The organism is Bifidobacterium longum subsp. longum JCM 1217, assembly GCF_000196555.1.
Classification (GTDB): domain Bacteria; phylum Actinomycetota; class Actinomycetes; order Actinomycetales; family Bifidobacteriaceae; genus Bifidobacterium; species Bifidobacterium longum.
Genome location: NC_015067.1, coordinates 744,330 through 762,098, shown reverse-complemented (window position 1 = coordinate 762,098; position 17,769 = coordinate 744,330). Strand labels below are relative to the sequence as shown.

13 protein-coding genes and 1 tRNA gene are annotated in these 17,769 nt (G+C 60.9%); 1 reads left to right on the top strand and 13 read right to left on the bottom strand.

The features are described from left to right. Positions 1-188: 188 nt before the first annotated feature. The 10 genes from BLLJ_RS03080 to BLLJ_RS03035 all read right to left on the bottom strand — a co-directional run bounded on the left by BLLJ_RS03080 (position 189) and on the right by BLLJ_RS03035 (position 13,530). Positions 189-267, bottom strand: a tRNA-Leu gene (locus BLLJ_RS03080). A 158-nt stretch (positions 268-425) separates the two neighbouring features. Further along, the gene (locus BLLJ_RS03075) at positions 426-1,427 is read right to left on the bottom strand and encodes a Ppx/GppA phosphatase family protein (RefSeq protein ID WP_007051123.1); all 1,002 of its coding nucleotides are present in this window, start codon (positions 1,425-1,427) and stop codon (positions 426-428) included. Between the two features lie 62 nt (positions 1,428-1,489). Beyond that, positions 1,490-2,056, bottom strand: a complete 567-nt coding sequence (locus BLLJ_RS03070; RefSeq protein WP_007051124.1) for a DUF501 domain-containing protein — start codon at positions 2,054-2,056, stop codon at positions 1,490-1,492. Beyond that, positions 2,053-2,664, bottom strand: coding sequence for an FtsB family cell division protein (locus BLLJ_RS03065; RefSeq protein ID WP_013582483.1), 612 nt, complete (start codon positions 2,662-2,664; stop codon positions 2,053-2,055). Before BLLJ_RS03065 ends, BLLJ_RS03070 begins: the two co-directional genes overlap by 4 nt. Before the next feature lie 90 nt (positions 2,665-2,754). Continuing rightward, the gene (gene eno, locus BLLJ_RS03060; RefSeq protein ID WP_007051126.1) at positions 2,755-4,053 is read right to left on the bottom strand and encodes a phosphopyruvate hydratase; all 1,299 of its coding nucleotides are present in this window, start codon (positions 4,051-4,053) and stop codon (positions 2,755-2,757) included. 150 nt (positions 4,054-4,203) lie between these two features. Next, positions 4,204-5,142: an aldo/keto reductase gene (locus tag BLLJ_RS03055; RefSeq protein ID WP_016507589.1), complete on the bottom strand. Its 939-nt coding sequence runs from the start codon at positions 5,140-5,142 to the stop codon at positions 4,204-4,206. 148 nt (positions 5,143-5,290) lie between these two features. Beyond that, the gene (mfd, locus tag BLLJ_RS03050; protein ID WP_013582481.1) at positions 5,291-8,875 is read right to left on the bottom strand and encodes a transcription-repair coupling factor; all 3,585 of its coding nucleotides are present in this window, start codon (positions 8,873-8,875) and stop codon (positions 5,291-5,293) included. Then, positions 8,865-9,464, bottom strand: a complete 600-nt coding sequence (gene pth, locus BLLJ_RS03045) for an aminoacyl-tRNA hydrolase (protein ID WP_007051129.1) — start codon at positions 9,462-9,464, stop codon at positions 8,865-8,867. Before pth ends, mfd begins: the two co-directional genes overlap by 11 nt. Before the next feature lie 159 nt (positions 9,465-9,623). Then, a complete protein-coding gene (locus tag BLLJ_RS03040) occupies positions 9,624-10,157 on the bottom strand; it encodes a GNAT family N-acetyltransferase (RefSeq protein ID WP_007051131.1) in 534 nt (177 codons plus the stop codon). 133 nt (positions 10,158-10,290) lie between these two features. Beyond that, complete coding sequence (locus tag BLLJ_RS03035) at positions 10,291-13,530, bottom strand: UPF0182 family membrane protein (RefSeq protein ID WP_013582480.1); 3,240 nt, start codon at positions 13,528-13,530, stop codon at positions 10,291-10,293. Between the two features lie 172 nt (positions 13,531-13,702). Between BLLJ_RS03035 and BLLJ_RS03030 the strand changes: the two genes are divergently transcribed. Continuing rightward, positions 13,703-14,908: a glycoside hydrolase family 3 N-terminal domain-containing protein gene (locus tag BLLJ_RS03030; RefSeq protein ID WP_013582479.1), complete on the top strand. Its 1,206-nt coding sequence runs from the start codon at positions 13,703-13,705 to the stop codon at positions 14,906-14,908. 97 nt (positions 14,909-15,005) lie between these two features. Here the strand turns inward: BLLJ_RS03030 and nadD are convergent, their stop codons facing one another. The 3 genes from nadD to BLLJ_RS03015 are packed head-to-tail and all read right to left on the bottom strand — an operon-like array spanning position 15,006 to position 17,661. Next, positions 15,006-15,791, bottom strand: a complete 786-nt coding sequence (gene nadD, locus BLLJ_RS03025) for a nicotinate-nucleotide adenylyltransferase (RefSeq protein WP_007051134.1) — start codon at positions 15,789-15,791, stop codon at positions 15,006-15,008. Then, positions 15,788-16,369 (bottom strand): hypothetical protein, encoded by a 582-nt coding sequence (locus BLLJ_RS03020; protein ID WP_007053591.1) that lies wholly within the window; start codon positions 16,367-16,369, stop codon positions 15,788-15,790. Before BLLJ_RS03020 ends, nadD begins: the two co-directional genes overlap by 4 nt. Continuing rightward, the gene (locus BLLJ_RS03015) at positions 16,366-17,661 is read right to left on the bottom strand and encodes a glutamate-5-semialdehyde dehydrogenase (RefSeq protein WP_007051136.1); all 1,296 of its coding nucleotides are present in this window, start codon (positions 17,659-17,661) and stop codon (positions 16,366-16,368) included. The genes BLLJ_RS03020 and BLLJ_RS03015 overlap by 4 nt, the downstream gene beginning before the upstream one ends. Positions 17,662-17,769: the final 108 nt, after the last annotated feature.

The following is a 17,769-nucleotide window of genomic DNA, read 5'->3' as shown; positions in this document are numbered from 1 at the left end:
GATTCCTCGTTTCATCAGGTACATCGTCACAACGCCACATAGCCTAACGGCCTTTTGTTTCGGCCTTATGAGCTCTCCACATAGTGAGCTGCGAGCCCCCTCTGACGAGGGGGGCTGTCGGCGAAGCCGACTGGGGAGAGACCACGGCACAGCCGCAAAACGGCATCGGCCACAGGCCGATTTCAAGGTGCCTCCGGTGGGACTCGAACCCACAAGCCGAAGCGATCGATTTTAAGTCGACTGCGTATACCATTTCGCCACGGAGGCCAACTTTTCTATTATAAGCTATCTCCTGCCCTGAGCATTGCTTGCGGGTTGCTGCACTTCGTGCAGCCGTCGCGGCATAGCCGCTCCCCTCGCCTACAAACAGCCCACCGGGCTGTTTGCTTAACGGCTCAGCCCGCTGGAGGCACTTACCACTTACGCTATTGAGCCAGCAACCGGCGACCATAATCGAGCACAATGCCGTCCAGCAGACCGTGTTCGCTGGCAACGAACGAATCGATGGCTTCACCATGATCGGCCTTGGCGGCTTCGCTGACACGCGCCAGCACACGGCTCCAGACCACAGCGCCGCCGCCGACCACATCGATACGGCCGGGGTGGATGGTCTTGTATTCGCGGCGCTCGGCGCGCGTCATCCTAAGGAACTTGTCGTCCACGGCATAGGCGTCTTCAAGGCTCAACCGATGCCCGTCGACCACGGTGTGGTCGTATTCCTTCAATCCCATGGCCAAGGCGGTCATCGTGGTCACCGTGCCGGACACGCCAATGATGGTACGGGCCTTGCCTGCGTCCACGGTGCGGAAGGCCTCATCGATATGTTCATCGACGTCCGCAACGGCCTCATCGATCTGTGTCTGGGTCGGCGGATCATTGGTCAGATGACGTTCGGTCATGCGCACGGAACCGATGTTCATGGAAAACGCGCCCTGAACCTGGGTAGTGGGCGCACTGACGCCGTCGCCACCGATGACCAGCTCGGTGGACCCGCCGCCGAGATCAACCACCAGATAGGGGGCGGGCAGATCGTCGCGATTGACCACGGAAGTGGCACCAAGGAAGCTCAGGTCGGCTTCTTCGGTGCCGGGAATGACTTCGGGGCGCACGCCGAGGATACGTTCGATCTCATCCTCGAACTCCTCACGGTTTTCCGCGTCACGAGTTGCAGAGGTGGCAACGAAACGCAGGCCGTCGATGGGATGTTCGGCAATCACACCGGCGAATTCCCGAGCGGCCACATAGGCGCGTTCCAACGCTTCGTCGGCAAAACGATGGGTCTTGTCCACATCCTGGCCGAGACGGATCACACGCAGGATGCGCGGCACCACCTCATGCATGCCATCGGCATCGACACGTGCGATTTTCAGTCGAATGGAGTTCGTGCCGCAATCAATGCCGGCGACGGTTACGGATTCCTTGCTCATTGCCTTCTCCTCGTATCCCTTAGTGCGTATGAATGGACTGTTCGCGCTGGCTCATCTGTTGATCAATCGTCCAGCGTGCAGCGGCAGACGGTCGGATCGAATTCGTCTTTGACGCGTTCCAGTACCAAATCGCCAATGGGGTTGACGCCCGGTCCCATAACCAGGGATTGGGCCAGCAGGGCATGCAGGCACTTGACGCGCACCGGCATGCCGCCGGCCGAAGTGCCTTCAATATGCTCCTCACTGTCGCCAAGACGTCCTGCCAGTTCGTGGCGGAATGCCAGATACAGGTTATGGGCCTGCTCATATGCGGCCTTGAGCTCCTCGTCCGAGGCCAACATGTCGTTGTATTGCTGCATCACGCCGGCGGCCTCGACATGGGAGGCGGCCTTGACGGCTTCCGGACCGGTCAGATAGCACGTGGTGGGGAAAGGGATTCCGCCGGGCAACACCGGACGGGTGATTACGGCAAGTGGCCTACCGCAGACGCATCGCGCCCCCACGGCGACCATGCCGCGCGGGTATCGGCCGAGCTGACGCTGCACCAGGTCGATGTCATGATCGTTGGCGGGCTCGGCAAGCACGGTATCGACAAGGGCCTTGGCCTTGGCGGCGATATCGATGGTCACTGTTGGGTTCCCTCCCCTGTGTTCTGTTGGGTATTCTGTTGGGTGTTCTGATCGGATTGGGTGTTCTGGTCTGACTTATCGGACCGCTTGGATGAGTCGTTGGATGACGAGTCAGAGGAACCGGAAATATCGGATTTGCCGGACTCGCTATCGGTCACAGGCTCATCGGCCTTTTTGAGCGAGTAAGACAGTTCGCTGTACCATGGCAGGACTTTTTTGTTGCTGCTACTGGAATCTTCCGTTTTCTGGGATTCGCTATCGGAGCCGGTCACGGCTTCGGGATGAAGCACACGCACGGCCTGTTCGCCGGGGAATACGAAGCCGAGGCGTTCACGGGCCTGGGCGGTGATGTAGGCCTTGTCATCCCAACGCTTGATGTCGTTTTCCAACTCCTGCTTTTTGGCGATCAGCGAAGCCTCCTCACGCTTGAGACCATTGAGTTCGGCCAGGTTCAGGGCATAGGTGTGGAAGGTGGAGACCAGCTGGATGGTGCCAAGGGCGATAATGAACAGGGAGACGAAGAACGCTATAGGCCCCGCCGACCCTTTTTTCCTAACTCGTGCTTTGCCGGTTTTGCCAGGTTTGCCGGTACGGGACGACTTGCTCATGTCACACGAAAATACCCGCCGCATTCGACTTGACGAATACGACGGGTATCGAGCTTCAGTGGAAACTCACGCCTTTACGGGCGTTTCAGCTCACTTGGCCAGGTACTTCTTGCAGGCCTTGAAGGCGCTGTAGCCGGCGTACTGAGCGGTGGAGCCGAGCTCCTCCTCGATCTCGAGCAGGCGGTTGTACTTGGCAACGCGCTCGCCACGGGCCGGGGCACCGGTCTTGATCTGGCGGGTGTTCTTAGCAACAGCCAGGTCGGAGATGGTGGTGTCCGGGGTCTCGCCGGAGCGGTGGGAAACCATGGAGGTGTAGCCGTTGGCGGTGGCCAGTTCGATGGCGTCGAGGGTCTCAGTGACGGAACCGATCTGGTTCAGCTTGACCAGCAGGGAGTTGGCGGCGCCGAGGTCGATGGCCTTCTGCAGACGAGCCGGGTTGGTGACCAGCAGGTCGTCGCCGACGAACTGCAGACGATCGCCGAGGCGAGCGGTGATGGCAGCCCAGTCTTCCCAGCCTTCCTCGTTGAACGGGTCCTCGATGGAGACGATCGGGTACTCGTTGATGAGGTTCTCGTAGTAGTCGAGCATGTAGGCGGAGTCACGCTCTTCACCGTCGAAGCGGTACTTGCCGGTCTCCTTGTTGTAGAACTCGGAGGAGGCGACATCCAGGCAGATGCCGATCTGCTTGCCAGGCTCGTAGCCGGCGGCGGAGATGGCGTCCATGATGTACTTGAGGGAGTCCTCGTTGGACTTCATCTTCGGGGCGAAGCCGCCCTCGTCGCCGAGGCCGGTGTTCAGGCCTTCCTTCTTCAGGACGTTCTTCAGGGTGTGGTAGACCTCAACGCCAGCGCGCAGAGCCTCGGAGTAGGTGTCGAAGCCGTACGGGGAGATCATGTACTCCTGAATGTCGGTGGCGAAGTCAGCGTGAGCGCCACCGTTCATGATGTTCATGTTCGGGACCGGCAGGATGTGGCCGTTGGTGCCGCCGATGTAGCGGTACAGCGGCAGGCCGGCGGACTCGGCGGAAGCGTACAGAGCAGCCAGGGAGACGCCCAGGATGGCGTTGGCGCCCAGCTTGCCCTTGTTCGGGGTGCCGTCGAGCTCGATCATCAGGTCGTCCAGAGCGCGCTGGTCAGCAGCGTCCATGCCGATGACCTTCGGAGCGATGACCTCGTTCACGGCCTTGACCGCGTTAAGAACGCCCTTGCCGCCGTAGACGGACTTGTCGCCGTCGCGACGCTCCCAAGCCTCGGCCTCACCGGTGGAGGCGCCGGACGGAACCAGGCCCAGGCCCTGGGCGCCGTCTTCGGTGTCCAGAACGACCTGAACGGTCGGGTTGCCGCGGGAATCGAGAATCTGACGCGCGTACACGCTTTCAATTACTGCCACAACTACTCCTTAAAACGGTTGTGTATCTTGAATGACATTCTTAAGAATAGTGCGATTTGTGGACGTTGTGAACAACACGCCCAAAATTTAGCGTTAGCGCTCACAATGCCAGTGTGCCGCCTGATTGCAAGGCAGTACGGACGAAATCGCTCAGTCAACATCCTTGCCATTGAGGTAGCCGATTTCACTGTCGGACAATTTCAGTTCGCTGGCTTTGAACGAGTCCTGAATCTCCTGCGGGTTTCTGGCCGAGGGAATCGTGAACAGATATTGGTATTGCGCAAGTTCCCACGCGAGCGTGACGCGCTGGTAGGAGCAGTCGTGAATCTTGGCGACTTCGCGGAACCGGTCGAACAGATGCTCGTTGAACGGGTCAAGGAATCCACCGAGCGGCGACCAGCAGACAAAAGCCAAACCGAGCTTTTCGCAGGTTTCCAACGTGTGCTCAGGGTCGCGGTGGACCGGGGAGAACTGGTTCTGGACGGCCACGAGACGATCTCCCAAAATATTGTGGGCGGTTTCGATGTCCGCGTTGTCGATTCTGGAGATGCCGACAGCTTTGGCCACACCTTCGTCCACGAGCTGCTTGAGTGCGCCCATCTGGTCTTCGTACGGCACCTGCGGATCGTTGCAGTGCGAGTAGAGCAGATCGAGCGTATCGACACCGAGGCGGCGGGCTGATTCCTTGGCATTGGCGATCATGGTTTCAGGTCGGGCGTCGGCCTGCCAGCCGTAGTTGCCGTTGCCGTCAAGCGTGCGCAGCCAGCCGGTTTTGGTGGCTACGAGCACCTGATCTTTGGGGCCATGCCACGAGTGCAGAGCATCGCGGACCAGATATTCGCCATAGCCCATATCCTCCGGTTCGCCGGTGCCGGGTGCGCTGGGCAGATAATAGGACCAAGCCGTGTCCAAATAACGGACTCCGGCATCGAGCGCGGCATGGATGGTCTCGATTGCCTGATTACGGTTGGAGGGGCGCCCCTCGATGGCGAGCGCCATCGTGCCCATGCCGAGGCGGGGAATCTCATAGCCGGCAAGTGTTGCCGTGGTCGCGCTCTGGTTCGTGCGGTTCGTAGTCGTTTCGCTCATAGCAGTCACTTAATCTCGCTCGCTGGACAGTCGGAACGATTCCGTCTGGGGTGAATCATCGTCACAAACGACGGCATGAATATGAATATGGCTCACCGGATGTTGCCCGGTGAGCCATAGCTGGCTCGACTGCCGCCTCGCACCCCGTCTACAAACGGCTCTGCCGTTTGCTTGACGACGGGGTCCATGCCAAATCATCAAGTAACTGGTTGGTCCAGAGGACTACCTGGTCGGAGCTCATGGGGCCTTGGCCCAGGGAGCCGGTGAACGGGGTGGGGACGATGAGCTGGTGGGTGACCGGACGGTATTGGGTGCCTTTGTAAATACGGCCCATACGCATCTGGATGGATTCGGGCGGGTCGATGCGACCGATGCGCACGCGGTTGGATTGCGCGAGAATCTCCGAAATGCCGAGCTTGCGGGCCTTGAACTTCAGACGGGCCACGTCGAACAGGGTCTCGAATTCGACCGGCGGCTTGCCGTAACGGTCGGTAAGTTCCTCTTCCAAATCCTTCAGATCGGCCTCGTTGCGGGCGGAGGCGAGCTTGCGGTACGCTTCCAGACGCAGCTTGTCCGAATCGATGTACTCGATCGGAATCGACGCTTCGATGGGCAGGTCGATGGACACGGCCACCGGCTCGACGTCCTCTTCGGGCTCCTTGTACTTTTCCACGGCTTCGGACACCATGCGTACGTACAGGTCGAAGCCCACGCCCTCGATATGGCCGGACTGCTCGTCGCCCAGAAGGTTACCGGTGCCGCGCAATTCCAAGTCCTTCATGGCCACATCGAAACCGGAGCCGAGCGCCGTGTTCTGCGCGATGGTGGCGAGCCGGTCATGGGACTGCTCGGTCATCGGCTTGGACGGGTCGTACAAGAAGTAGGCGTACGCGCGCTCGCGGCCGCGACCGACGCGGCCACGCAGCTGATGGAGCTGGCTCAAGCCGAAACGGTCGGCATGGTCGACGATCAGCGTGTTCGCATTGGAGATATCAAGACCGGTCTCGATGATTGTGGTACACACGAGCACGTCGATGTCGCGATGCCAGAAGTCGCGGATGATCTGGTCGAGCTGCTTCTCCCCCATCTTGCCGTGGGCGATGCCGACGTGCGCCTCGGGCACCAGCGTGTGGATCTTGTCGGCGATGGACGAGATGTCCTGCACACGATTGTGGACATAGAACACCTGGCCGCCTCGCAGCAGTTCGCGGCGTACGGCTGCGGTGACCTGCGCATCCTCGTAGGCGCCCACATAGGTCAGCACCGGCAACCGGTCTTCGGGCGGGGTGGCGAGCGTGGACATCTCGCGAATGCCGGTCACGGCCATTTCCAGCGTGCGCGGGATAGGCGTGGCAGACAGGGACAGCACGTCCACGTTGGTGCGCAGGGCTTTCAGCGTCTCCTTGTGTTCCACGCCGAAACGCTGCTCCTCATCGATGATGACGAGTCCCAGATCCTTGAACTTGATTTTCGGGTTCAGCAGCTTGTGCGTGCCGATGACCACGTCCACCGTGCCGGTTTCCAGCCCCTCGATGGCCTCGTTGATCTCTTTGGTGGTCTGGAATCGGCTCATGGCCGCCACATTGACCGGGAAACCCTCGAATCGTTCGCTGAACGTCTCGTAATGCTGCTGGACAAGCAGCGTGGTGGGCACGAGCACGGCCACCTGCTTGCCGTCCTGCACGGCCTTGAAGGCGGCACGCAGTGCGATTTCGGTTTTGCCGAAGCCCACGTCGCCGCAGATGAGGCGGTCCATCGGCACGGGCTTTTCCATGTCGGATTTAACTTCGTCGATGGTGGTGAGCTGGTCGGCGGTTTCCTGATAGGGGAAGGCGTCTTCCAGCTCTTTCTGCCATGGGGTGTCCGGGCTGAACGCGAAGCCCTTGGCGCGCTGGCGGGCGGAGTACAGCTTGATCAGGTCGTCGGCGATCTCGTGGACGTGCTTGCGGGCCTTGGCCTTGGTGGCCGCCCAGTCGGAGCCGCCGAGCTTGTTGAGCTTGGGGGCTTCGGCGCCGATGTATTTGCTGACCTGGTCGAGCTGGTCGGTGGGGATGAACAGTTTGTCCGCCGGGGCGCCGCGCTTGGAAGGCGCATATTCGATGACCAGGTATTCGCGAGTGGTTTTGTTGGCGCCGGTGCCGATGGTGCGCTGACGCATTTCGATGAACCGGCCAATGCCGTGCTGCTCGTGCACCACGTAATCGCCTTTTTTGAGCTCCACCAAGTCGATGGCCTTGCGCCGGCGTTTCGGCGTTTTGGCCACGGCCACGGCTGAAGTGCGGCCGGTCAGGTCGCGTTCGGTGAGCAGGGCGATTTTGGCGGCTTTGTCCACGAAGCCGTCGATGGCCTGAGAGCGGATGACGTCGAAATTGGCGATGCCGGTAGTGTTGATCGCACGCTTGAGCCTGGCCAAGGTGCCGGCCGCAGCGGCGGTGATGGTGACGTGGAAGCCGGCATCGAGCAGGCCTTCGATGCCTTGGGAGGCCTTGGCCTCATCCCCTCGGAATTCGGCCGGGTTCTGGGCGTCGAGCTGCACATGGCCGGTCAACGTGGTGTCCACGCCGAAACTGGTGAGGCGAATCACCGGATGTTCGGAGTATTCGAGGGAGCTGATGGTTTCCGCATAGTCGAGGAAGCTGGCTTCGTCGAAGCTGATGGGCGCGCCGGCGCCGTGGCCGGAGGCGGCCACATGCCAGCTTGCGGCCAGGAACTCGTTCGCGGTTTTTGCCAAGTCTTCGGCGGAGCGGCGCAGTTTCTCCGGGTCGCTCAGGAGGATCACGGCGTGCTTGGGAAGCATGGAGCCCACCGGTTCCAGATGGTCCACGAGTGCGGGCATCAGGGATTCCATGCCTTCGACCGGAATGGCGTTGGCGATGGATTCGAGCATGTCCTCAGCATTGGGAATCGAACCGACCAAGGCTTTGGCGCGGGTGCGCACGGCGTCGGTCAGCTGCAGTTCACGGCATGCGGTGGCCCAGATGGTCTTGAGGCCGTCGCCGTAGGTACGCTGGTCGGAGGCGTGGAATTCCTTGATGGTGTCAATTTCGTCGCCGAAGAATTCGATACGCACCGGGTGCGGTGCGGTGGGCGGGAATACGTCAAGAATGCCTCCGCGCACCGCGAACTCGCCACGGTCCATGACCAGGTCCACGCGCGTGTAGGCGTTTTCGATCAGACGTTTGGCGGCTTCGTCGAGGGGCAGGTCCTCCCCCACGGTGAACACGAGCGGCTCGACATCGCCCAGTCCTTGGACGACTGGCTGGATGAGCGAGCGGATCGGCATGACGAGAATGCGAATCGGGCCGAACATCGAATCGGTATCGCTCGGATGCTTGAGTCTGCGGAACACGGCCATGCGGCTGGCCACGGTGTCCGCGCGCGGGCTCAGACGCTCGTGCGGCAGGGTTTCCCAGGCTTCGAGCTGGGCGATGTCGTTCGGGTCGCCATCATACCAGGAGCGCAGCGAGCCCACGGTCTCTTCGGCTTCGCGGCCGGAGGCCACGACCAGCACGACCGGCTTGCCGGGTTTGCCGGCCACACCCTGCCCGATGGCGGCGGCCAAAGCCGGGCGCAAGCCTTCGGGGATGCCGGCCAGGACGGAGTTGTCGACGTCGTCCGAAGCCTCGATGTCGCCGGCGGCGAGCTTCAGGAAGGTCTTGTCCTGTTCCAGCTCAGACAGGATGCCTGCCAGTGAGCCGTTGATCAGGTCCGGGTGCGTCGCCTCACCGGCCATTGAACTTCTCCTGGGTCTTGGCAAGACCGTGGAAGATGATGTCCTCGGCGGCGTCGGCGCCGTCAGCCAGGAATTCGGGCAGCTGCTTGCGCTGGTCCGGACCGAATCCGCCCAGCACCCAGTTCACCGTGTTGTCATGCGCGTTCGCACCGCGCTTGGAGTGACCGACGCCCATGCGCACACGCGCGTATTTCGGCGTGCCGAGGGAACGGTCAATCGACTTGATGCCGTTGTGGCCGCCTGCGGAGCCGCCTGCCTTGACCTTGATACGGCCGAATTCCAAGTCCATGTCATCGTGAATCACCACAATATGGTCGGGCTCGATCTGGTAATAGGCGCTAATGGAAGCCACCGCATTGCCGGAATCATTCATATAAGTCAGCGGCTTGGCCAGAAAGAACTTGACGGTGCGGCCGTCCAGGTTCATCACGCTTTTACCGAGCATGGCCAAGCCCTTGTGATCGGCGAAGTTCACCGTCCAACGTTCGGCGAGCACGTCGGCGGCCATGAAGCCCATGTTGTGCCGCGTGTCCTCATATTTTTTGCCGGGGTTGCCCAGTCCCGCAATCAGCCAGAAATCCGATGCCATAATCCGCTCCTCGTCCGTCTTCCTTTATTCCCGTATGCACGTTCTGTACGTTCCGTACGTCATGCGCGCGTTCGCCTCGCGCACTGGCCCATGCCCGGCCGGATCCAACCGTCAAGATTGTACTCAACGCCGCCGTCAAGCTCGTTTGCTCCGGCATCCTCACACTTTTCTTGACTGAAATGACTTACTGCAAGGCTGCAGGTCCAAATACCAGTAGGACATGTCCCGCATGGTGCCGGTAGAGTCGGTGGCAGCGGCGGGCATGAGTCCGAATTGGGTGAAGCCGAAGCGGTGCATGAGGGCAATGGAGCCGGCGTTATCGGCGAAAATGATGCCGCAGGCCTTGCGCATGTGGCGGGCCAGCGCCTCGGTGAGCAGCCTGTCAAGCATGAACGTGCCTACTCCCCTGCCTTGCCATGCCGGATCGATGTAATAGGCCAAATCGGTGACACCGTCATATCCTGCGCGGTCATAGAACACGGAGAGCGCACCGAAGCCAATGATTGAACCGTCTTCCGATTCCACAACAAAAACGCCGTAGGGCGGCGTATGGGATTCGACCCAGGCGCGGCGTTGGTCGAAGGTGCGCGGGGTGAGGTCGGCGGTCGCACCGCCGGCCATCACTGAGGCGTTGTAGATGTCGGCGATGGCTTGGACGTCGGATTCGACGGCCGGACGGAAGGTGTATGGCATGAGGTTCCTTTGAATACGCAAATAGCCCGTCCTTATGATAAGGACGGGCTATGTCAGTTGAGGTAACCGACTCCCTTCAGTCGCCTTCGGCGATGGCTCCCCTCACCCTGAGGGGAGCCAATTCCTGTCGGAACTACTTGTCGAGCTCGATGGCCTTGTTGAGGGCGTCTTCAAGCTCCTTCTGCGCCTTGCCGTAGGCGGTCCAGTCGCCGTTCTTCATGGCGGACTGGCTGTCCTTCATGGCTTGGGCGGCATCGTTCAGCGCCTGCTGGAGTTCGGGGCTACGGTCGGAAGACGAGCCGGAATCCGACTTGCCGTCCGTGGTGCCGGACTGGCCACCATTGGTATCGGAACCAGATTGGTCACCGGATATGCCGGACGACTGGTCACCAGACGATCCGTCACCGGACACGTTCTCGGCATCGCCTGCGGCCGCGCCGGAATCACCACCGAACACCTGATCCAAGGCCTCATCCAACGTATCCGCAAATCCTACCTGATCACCGAACGCGACCAGCGTCTTCTTGAGCAGCGGGAATGAAGTCGCACCCGAAGACTTGACGTACACGGGCTGCACGTACACCAGTCCGCCACCGAGCGGCAGGGTGAGCAGGTTGCCGCGCACCACTTGCGTGTCGCCGGATTGCAGCAGGTTCAGTTCCTTGGATACATCGGCGTTGGCGTTGAAGTTGTTCTGCGCCTGGCCGGGGCCCGGTACGTTCGAATCCTTGGGCAGCTCCTGCAATCGGATGGTGCCGTAGTTCGAGCCTATCTTGCCCTTCTCATTGCCGGCATCCGAGTCGACCGACAGGAAGCCGGTCAGGATCTCACGGGTGGACTGGCCAGCCGGAATGTAGGTGGAGGTCAGCGAGAACACCGGTTCCTCGGTGCCACCGGTCTGCAAGGTCAGGTAGTACGGCGGCTGCAGGATGTCCTGGTCCTGCTGGGACTGGGATTCGGTCGGATCGACCGGCGTCTGCCAGAAGTCTTCGCCTGAGTAGTACTGGCTGGCAGAGGTCACGTGGTACTTGGAGAGCAGCTCGCGCTGTACCTTGAACAGGCTTTCCGGGTAGCGCATGTGGCTCATCAGGTCGCCGGAGATATCGGAGAGCTGGTGGTACTGGCCAGGGAAGATCTTCTCCCATGCCTTGATCACCGGATCGGATTGATCCCACACGTACAGGTCCACGGAACCGTCGTAGGCGTCCACGGTGGCCTTGACCGAGTTGCGGATGTAGTTGGCCTTCTGAGAGCCCAGGGACGAGACCGTTGCGGAAGAGACGGTGGTGGAATCCTTGGTGGCGGAGCCGAGGTCGGTTATTTGCGAGTACGGGTAGGCGTCGGAGGTGGTGTAGCCGTCGACGATCCACTTGACGCGGCCATCGACCACGGCCGGATACACGCGGCCGTCAAGCGTCAGGTACGGTGCCACCTTGGCCACGCGCTCCTTGGGGGAACGATCGTAGAGAATCTGCGATTCGCTGGTCACACGGTCGGAGAAGAGAATCTGATCGGAGCCGAAGCGGATCGCGTAGAGAATCCTGGAGAACAGGTTGCCGACCGAAGGGCCGCCGTCGCCCTTGAACGTGGTCAGAGCACCTTCCGAACCGGTCGGGTAGTCGAACTCCCAAGCCTGCGTGCCTTCAGGGGCACCGACAATCGAGTATTCGGTGGTGTTCGGCGAGAAGTAGATGCGAGGCTCGTACTTTTCGGATTCGGTGAGCTTGCCCTGGGTGGGGATGCCGGATTCGAAGAATTCGGGCTGGCCGTCGGAGGTCACCTTGTTGCCGTAGGCGGCCACCACGCCGTAACCGTGGGTGTACACGGTGTGGTCATTGACCCAGTTGCGGTTGTCATTGCCGGCCAGATCGAGCTCGCGGGCGGCAATCACGGTGTCCTGGGAGACGCCGTCAATCTCGTACTTGTCGACCGCCAGGGTGTCGGCGAAGGTGTAGTACTGCTTGGACTGCTGCAACTGTTTGAACGTGGGGCTGACGACCTGCGGGTCGAGCAGACGGATCTGCGCGGTGGTGTCGGCCTCCTTGGCCAGAGCGCCCTGCTCACCCTTGTCGGTCACCTTGTATTGCTCGGTCTTGAGCTTGTCAAGACCGTAGGCGGCGCGGGTGGCGTCGATGTTGCGCTGGATGTAGGTGGATTCCATCTCCTGTGCGTTCGGGTTGACGCGGAAGCGTTGCAACAGCACCGGCCATGCCACGGTGAGCACAAGACCCACCACGACCACGACGGCAATGGAGGTCACCGGCACACGCCAGGCCTTGAGCGCGGCGGAAGCGCGCACGCCGATGGACGCCTGGCCTTCGAGCGTGTGGGAGCGCATGAGCCAGATGCCCAGCACCACGCCGAGGATGGCGGTCAGCACGGCCATGATGAAGGTGACGGGGATGTTGGCATGTACGGCGGTGTAGGAGGCACCGGTGATGCGTGAACCCTGCACGGTGAGCTGGTCGAAGACGCCAATCATCTGGCGCACTGCCCAAGCGAACATGTTGAGCATCAGCCAGATGCCAAGCTGGCGACGGCAACGCTTGGTAATGGAGAACAGGCCGCGTCCGTTAACCGGCATGGTAATGCGGATACCGCCCATCAGCACATGCGTGACCACGGAAAACACAAGGCCCACGCCCAGCAGCATGGCCACGGCGGCGAGCACGAGCTTCAGGCCCGGCAGCACGAACACGTAGAAGCCGTTGTCCAGACCGAACTGCGGATCGGTGGTGCCGAACGACTGCGCGTTGAACATGAGCAGAATCTCGCTCCAGTTCGCGTTAAACTGGGAACCGAAGATGACGCCGACGATCAGCGAAATCACCACGGCCACGCGGCGAGCGGTTTTCGAGCTGACGGATTTGCCGACCTCGACCACATCGCCGTTAATGCGAATGGTGGAACCGTCGGCCGAATCAGGGCGTGCTCGAATGGCCAGCCAGGCGGAAACGAAGCCGGTCAGGGCCATGAGCAGCGCGTAGGCCACCCACAGACCGATTTTCACCCCGAGCTGGGTCCAGACCACGGACTGGAAGCCGAGCTGGCCGTACCACATCAGATCGGTGATGAATCGGGACAGGCCGAAGAACAGACCGACGATGATGGCCAAGGCCAGCACCACGCCGATCAGAATCTTGCTGCCACGGCTGGCTCCTGAGCCACCGGACGCTGGCTTACGGGTGATACGCGGATTGGCCGGACCACGTGGAGGGCGGGATGACCCGGAGGGGCCAGCGTTGGTGTTGTGGGCCGGACCGTCCCCATCGGCCTCGACATCGAGGATGATCGGATCGTCATTGTTCGCATTGTTGCGTCGTGAATCGCCGCCATTGCCGAACAGTACTGAGAAAGGATCGTTAAAAGACATAACTCAAGCCTATCGAAAGGGCGGGAGGTCGGTTATGCCCTGAGCACAGAATGAGGCAACATCCTGTTCTACGCTCTGTTCTACGCTTGCCGCTATGAACAGACAACGGCCACAACATATGCGTCCCTCAGCACACGCCACACGCCAACTTCGGCACAGGAGCATTCCAATCGTGGCGGCAATATGTGCTTTGGCGGTGGTGTTGGCCGGTGTGGCAGTCTACGGATGGCATGTCGGATGGTTCGCCAAATCCACATCAAACGGCAACACCACCACTCCCCAGACCTCCCAGACGAGTGCGTTACCGCGCACCGACGTTCCTTCCCCGAAGAAGAACGACGATCCGGCGGCACAAGCCCAACGTGCGGTATCCGCCATGACGCTTGAGGAACGTGTGGGACAGTTAGTGATGGTGCCGTTGTTCGCCGGTTCCGAACCCTCCTCGTTGGCTTCAACAATCGCCGACGAACACATTGGCTCGGCCATTCTCATTGGCAATTGGAATACCGGCGTCGATACGGTCAAGACCGCGACCGCGCAACTCCAAGGATATGCGCCGGCCGGCAATCGTCTCATCATCGCCACCGATCAGGAGGGTGGTCAGGTACAGCATCTGACTGGTACCGGTTTCGACACAATGCCCAGTGCCGTTGAGCAGGGCACAATGTCCGCTGACGCATTGCGCCAATCGGCAGGCACGTGGGGTTCGCAATTAGCTGCTGCTGGCATAAATGTCGATTTGGCACCGGTGCTTGGCACAGTGGTTGGCAATCGTGCCTCAAATGCTCCGATTGGCGCGCTGGATCGTGATTTCGGATTGGATGCGGCCGGCAACGCCGAACATGGCATCGCCGTTATTGAAGGTTTGCGAGACGCTCAAGTCGGTGCGGCGGTCAAACATTATCCTGGGTTGGGCGCGGTAAGCGGCAATACCGACTTCACCACCGAAGGCATTCTGGATACGACCACCACGTTGGACGGGGCCGAGGCAGGTGCCTTTGACCAGGCGATTACCAAGGCCGATCCTGCAATGTTGATGATGTCGTTGGCCACATATCAATCCATCGACCCGAATAATCCGGCGGTGTTTTCTTCTACGATTATCGACGGTCATATTCGCAACGCCCTGAAGTACACGGGCGTGGTGATTTCGGATTCGATGTCTGCCGAAGCGTTAAGCAGCTACGATGTAAGCCAATTGGGAGTAAAGCTTGTCGAGGCGGGCGGCGACATGTCCTGCATCGGTCAGACGGATTACGTAAAGCCAATTGTGGACGGCCTCAACGAACGGGCGAAGTCCGATCCGGCTTTCGCTTCGAAAGTGACGGCGGCGGCGACTCGCGTAATGGCATTGAAAATCAAGATGGGACTGGCCTGACTGCTTATCCTTTGCACTGGTGAGGATTGATGCGCACTGATTCGCGCTAATCCTCACCAGCCCTCGTACAAATGCACACTAGTCCTCGTACGAATCGTCAGTCCTCGTATGAATACAGACCATGCTTGCCGATGTATTGCACCACGCCGTCAGGCACCAGATACCAGACCGGCTCGTCGTGTTCGGCGCGGCGGCGTACATCGGTCGAAGAGATGGCCAAGGCCGGGATCTCAAGCGTATCGACCTTTCCTTCGGGCAAGGTCACGCCGTCCGGACTGGAGTAGCCGGGGCGCGTGACGGCCACGAAGTGGGCGAGGTCCCACATGAGGTCGGCGTCCTTCCACTGCATAATTTCGGCCACGGCGTCTGCGCCGGTGATGAAGAACAGCTCGGCGTCGGGATGTTGGGCGCGGATATCGCGCAGGGTGTCGATGGTGTAGGTGACGCCCGGACGGTCGATGTCGACACGCGAGACGGTGAATTTGGGGTTGGATGCGGTGGCGATCACAGTCATCAGATACCGATCTTCGGCGTTGGTGACGTGCTTGTCCAGCTTGAACACAGGTCGGCCGGTGGGTACGAAAATCACCTCATCGAGGTCGTATACCCAAGCTACTTCGGAGGCGGCGACCAAGTGGCCGTTGTGAATCGGGTCGAACGTGCCGCCCATGATGCCGACGCGCAGGCGCGTATGCCAGTTGCCGCGTGCGGAAAGCCTGCCTTTGCCATGGCTGCTGGCCCCGGCCGGCGCGGACAGGTCAGACATGCGCCGTTCGGTTTCGCCTTGGGTGACGGCAACGATTTCGGCGGGCTCGGCGGATTCCACTGATTTTTCGGACTGAACTGACGCAGCCGTTTTGTGGCTGTCGGTAACACCACTCATGCCTGGTCGCCCTCGCCGGCGGCGTCATCGGCTGATTCGGTTTCCTCTTCGATTTCGCCGGCGGTGGGATTGTCTTCCCTGGGATCGATCTTGCCCATGTCTTCATCCCATTCGTCCTGGACCACGCGACGAATTTCGGCGAAGGTGGGCAGCGGGAAGTCCGGCTGGTAGAGGCGGCGGACCTCGGCCACACGCTCGGTGATGCGGATGAGCGTGTCGGTCATGCCGTCAAGGTCACCGTCGTGCTCCATCTGGCTGTATTTGCCGATGTAGCCTTCCATGAGCTCCATGTGTTCGCGCACGATCTTGAGCTGGGCATCGTCGAGGTCCGCGACTTCGGGCGAATCGGTCTCGGGCCAACCGATGAGCACGGCGTCCGCGTATTCGAGCGACGCACGCTGGGCGGCGGAGGCGATGCCGTCCTCGATCTGCACAAGGAACACGTAGCGGACGATGCTGAGCCGTTCGGCCGCGATCTTCAGGCCGAGCTTGGGATCGTTGAGGTCGATGTCGGGCCGCAGTTCGCTTGCCTTGTTTGCCGTGTCAGCCGTAATGTTCATGTTGCCGTCCTCGTTCATGCGCGCACCTGTCCTGTTCCGTAACCGATCCACTTGGTGGTGGTCATCTCCCGCAATCCCATGGGACCGCGTGCGTGCATCTTCTGCGTGGAGATGCCAAGCTCGGCACCAAAGCCGAACACGCCGCCGTCGGTGAAGCGGGTGGAGGCGTTGACCATGACCACGGCCGAGTCGATGCGCTTGGTGAATTCCTCGATGGCCGCATAATCCTCGGCGATGATGGATTCGGTGTGGCCTGTGGAATGCGTGTTGATGTGGTCGATGGCCGCGTCCAGGTCCGACACCACCTTGATGCCCATTTTGAGGGCCAGGTATTCGGTGTCCCAATCCTCTTCGGCGGCGTGGTTGAGGTCAAGGCCCTCGATTGCCGCGCCGGAGATGATGCCGTACGACGTGGTGTCGGTCTGCAGCACGACGTTCGCCTCGGCCAGAGCGGCGGCGATCTGCGGCAGGAATTCGGCGGCGACATCCTTATGAACCAATAGCTTTTCGGCGGCGTTGCACACGCCCACGCGCTGGGTTTTGGCGTTGATGATGATCGGGATGGCCTTGGCGAGATCACCGGACTTGTCGATATAGATATGCACGTTGCCGGCACCGGTTTCGATGACCGGCACTTTGGAGTTGCGCACGACGGCTTGGATCAGACCCGCTCCTCCTCGCGGCACGAGCACGTCGATATGGCCTCGCGCCTCCATCATGGCGGTGGCGCCGGCGCGCCCGTACTGGTCGACGGATTGCACCAGTGCGGATTCGAAACCGTGGGCTTCAAGCACCGGGGCGATGACGCCCAACGTGGCGGCGTTAGTGCGTTCGGCGGCGTGGCCGCCTCGCAGCAACGCGGCATTGCCGGACTTGAGGCACAGGCTGGCCACGTCCACAGTGACGTTCGGCCGAGCCTCGTAGATCATGCCGATGACGCCCATCGGCACGCGCGTCTGGGTAAGGCGCAGACCGTTGGGCAGGTTGTATCCGCGCACGATCTCGCCGACCGGATCGGGCAGGGTGGCCACATGGCGCACGCCTTGGGCGGCGGCGGCCACGCGCGGCACGTCGAACAGCAGGCGGTCGAGCTTGCCCGCATCCATGCCGTTTTCCTTGGATTCGAGCATGTCCAGCGCGTTGGCGGCTTCGATGTCCGCAGCATGCTCGTCCAACGCGTCCGCAATGGCAAGCAACAGTTCGTTTTTGGCTTCGGTATTTGCCTGTGCAAGACGCTCCTGTGCGCGTGCGGCCTGATCGGCCTGGCGGCACACCGCGTCGAACACCTCAGGACTCAATTCATCGCTCATAAAAAACAAGAGTAACCCACAATGGGCCGCATTGCCCGTTTCGACCCATATTGCACCGAAGATAGCCGGGGATATAAGCGCGGCTCCCTCTGATGAGGGAGCTGCGTA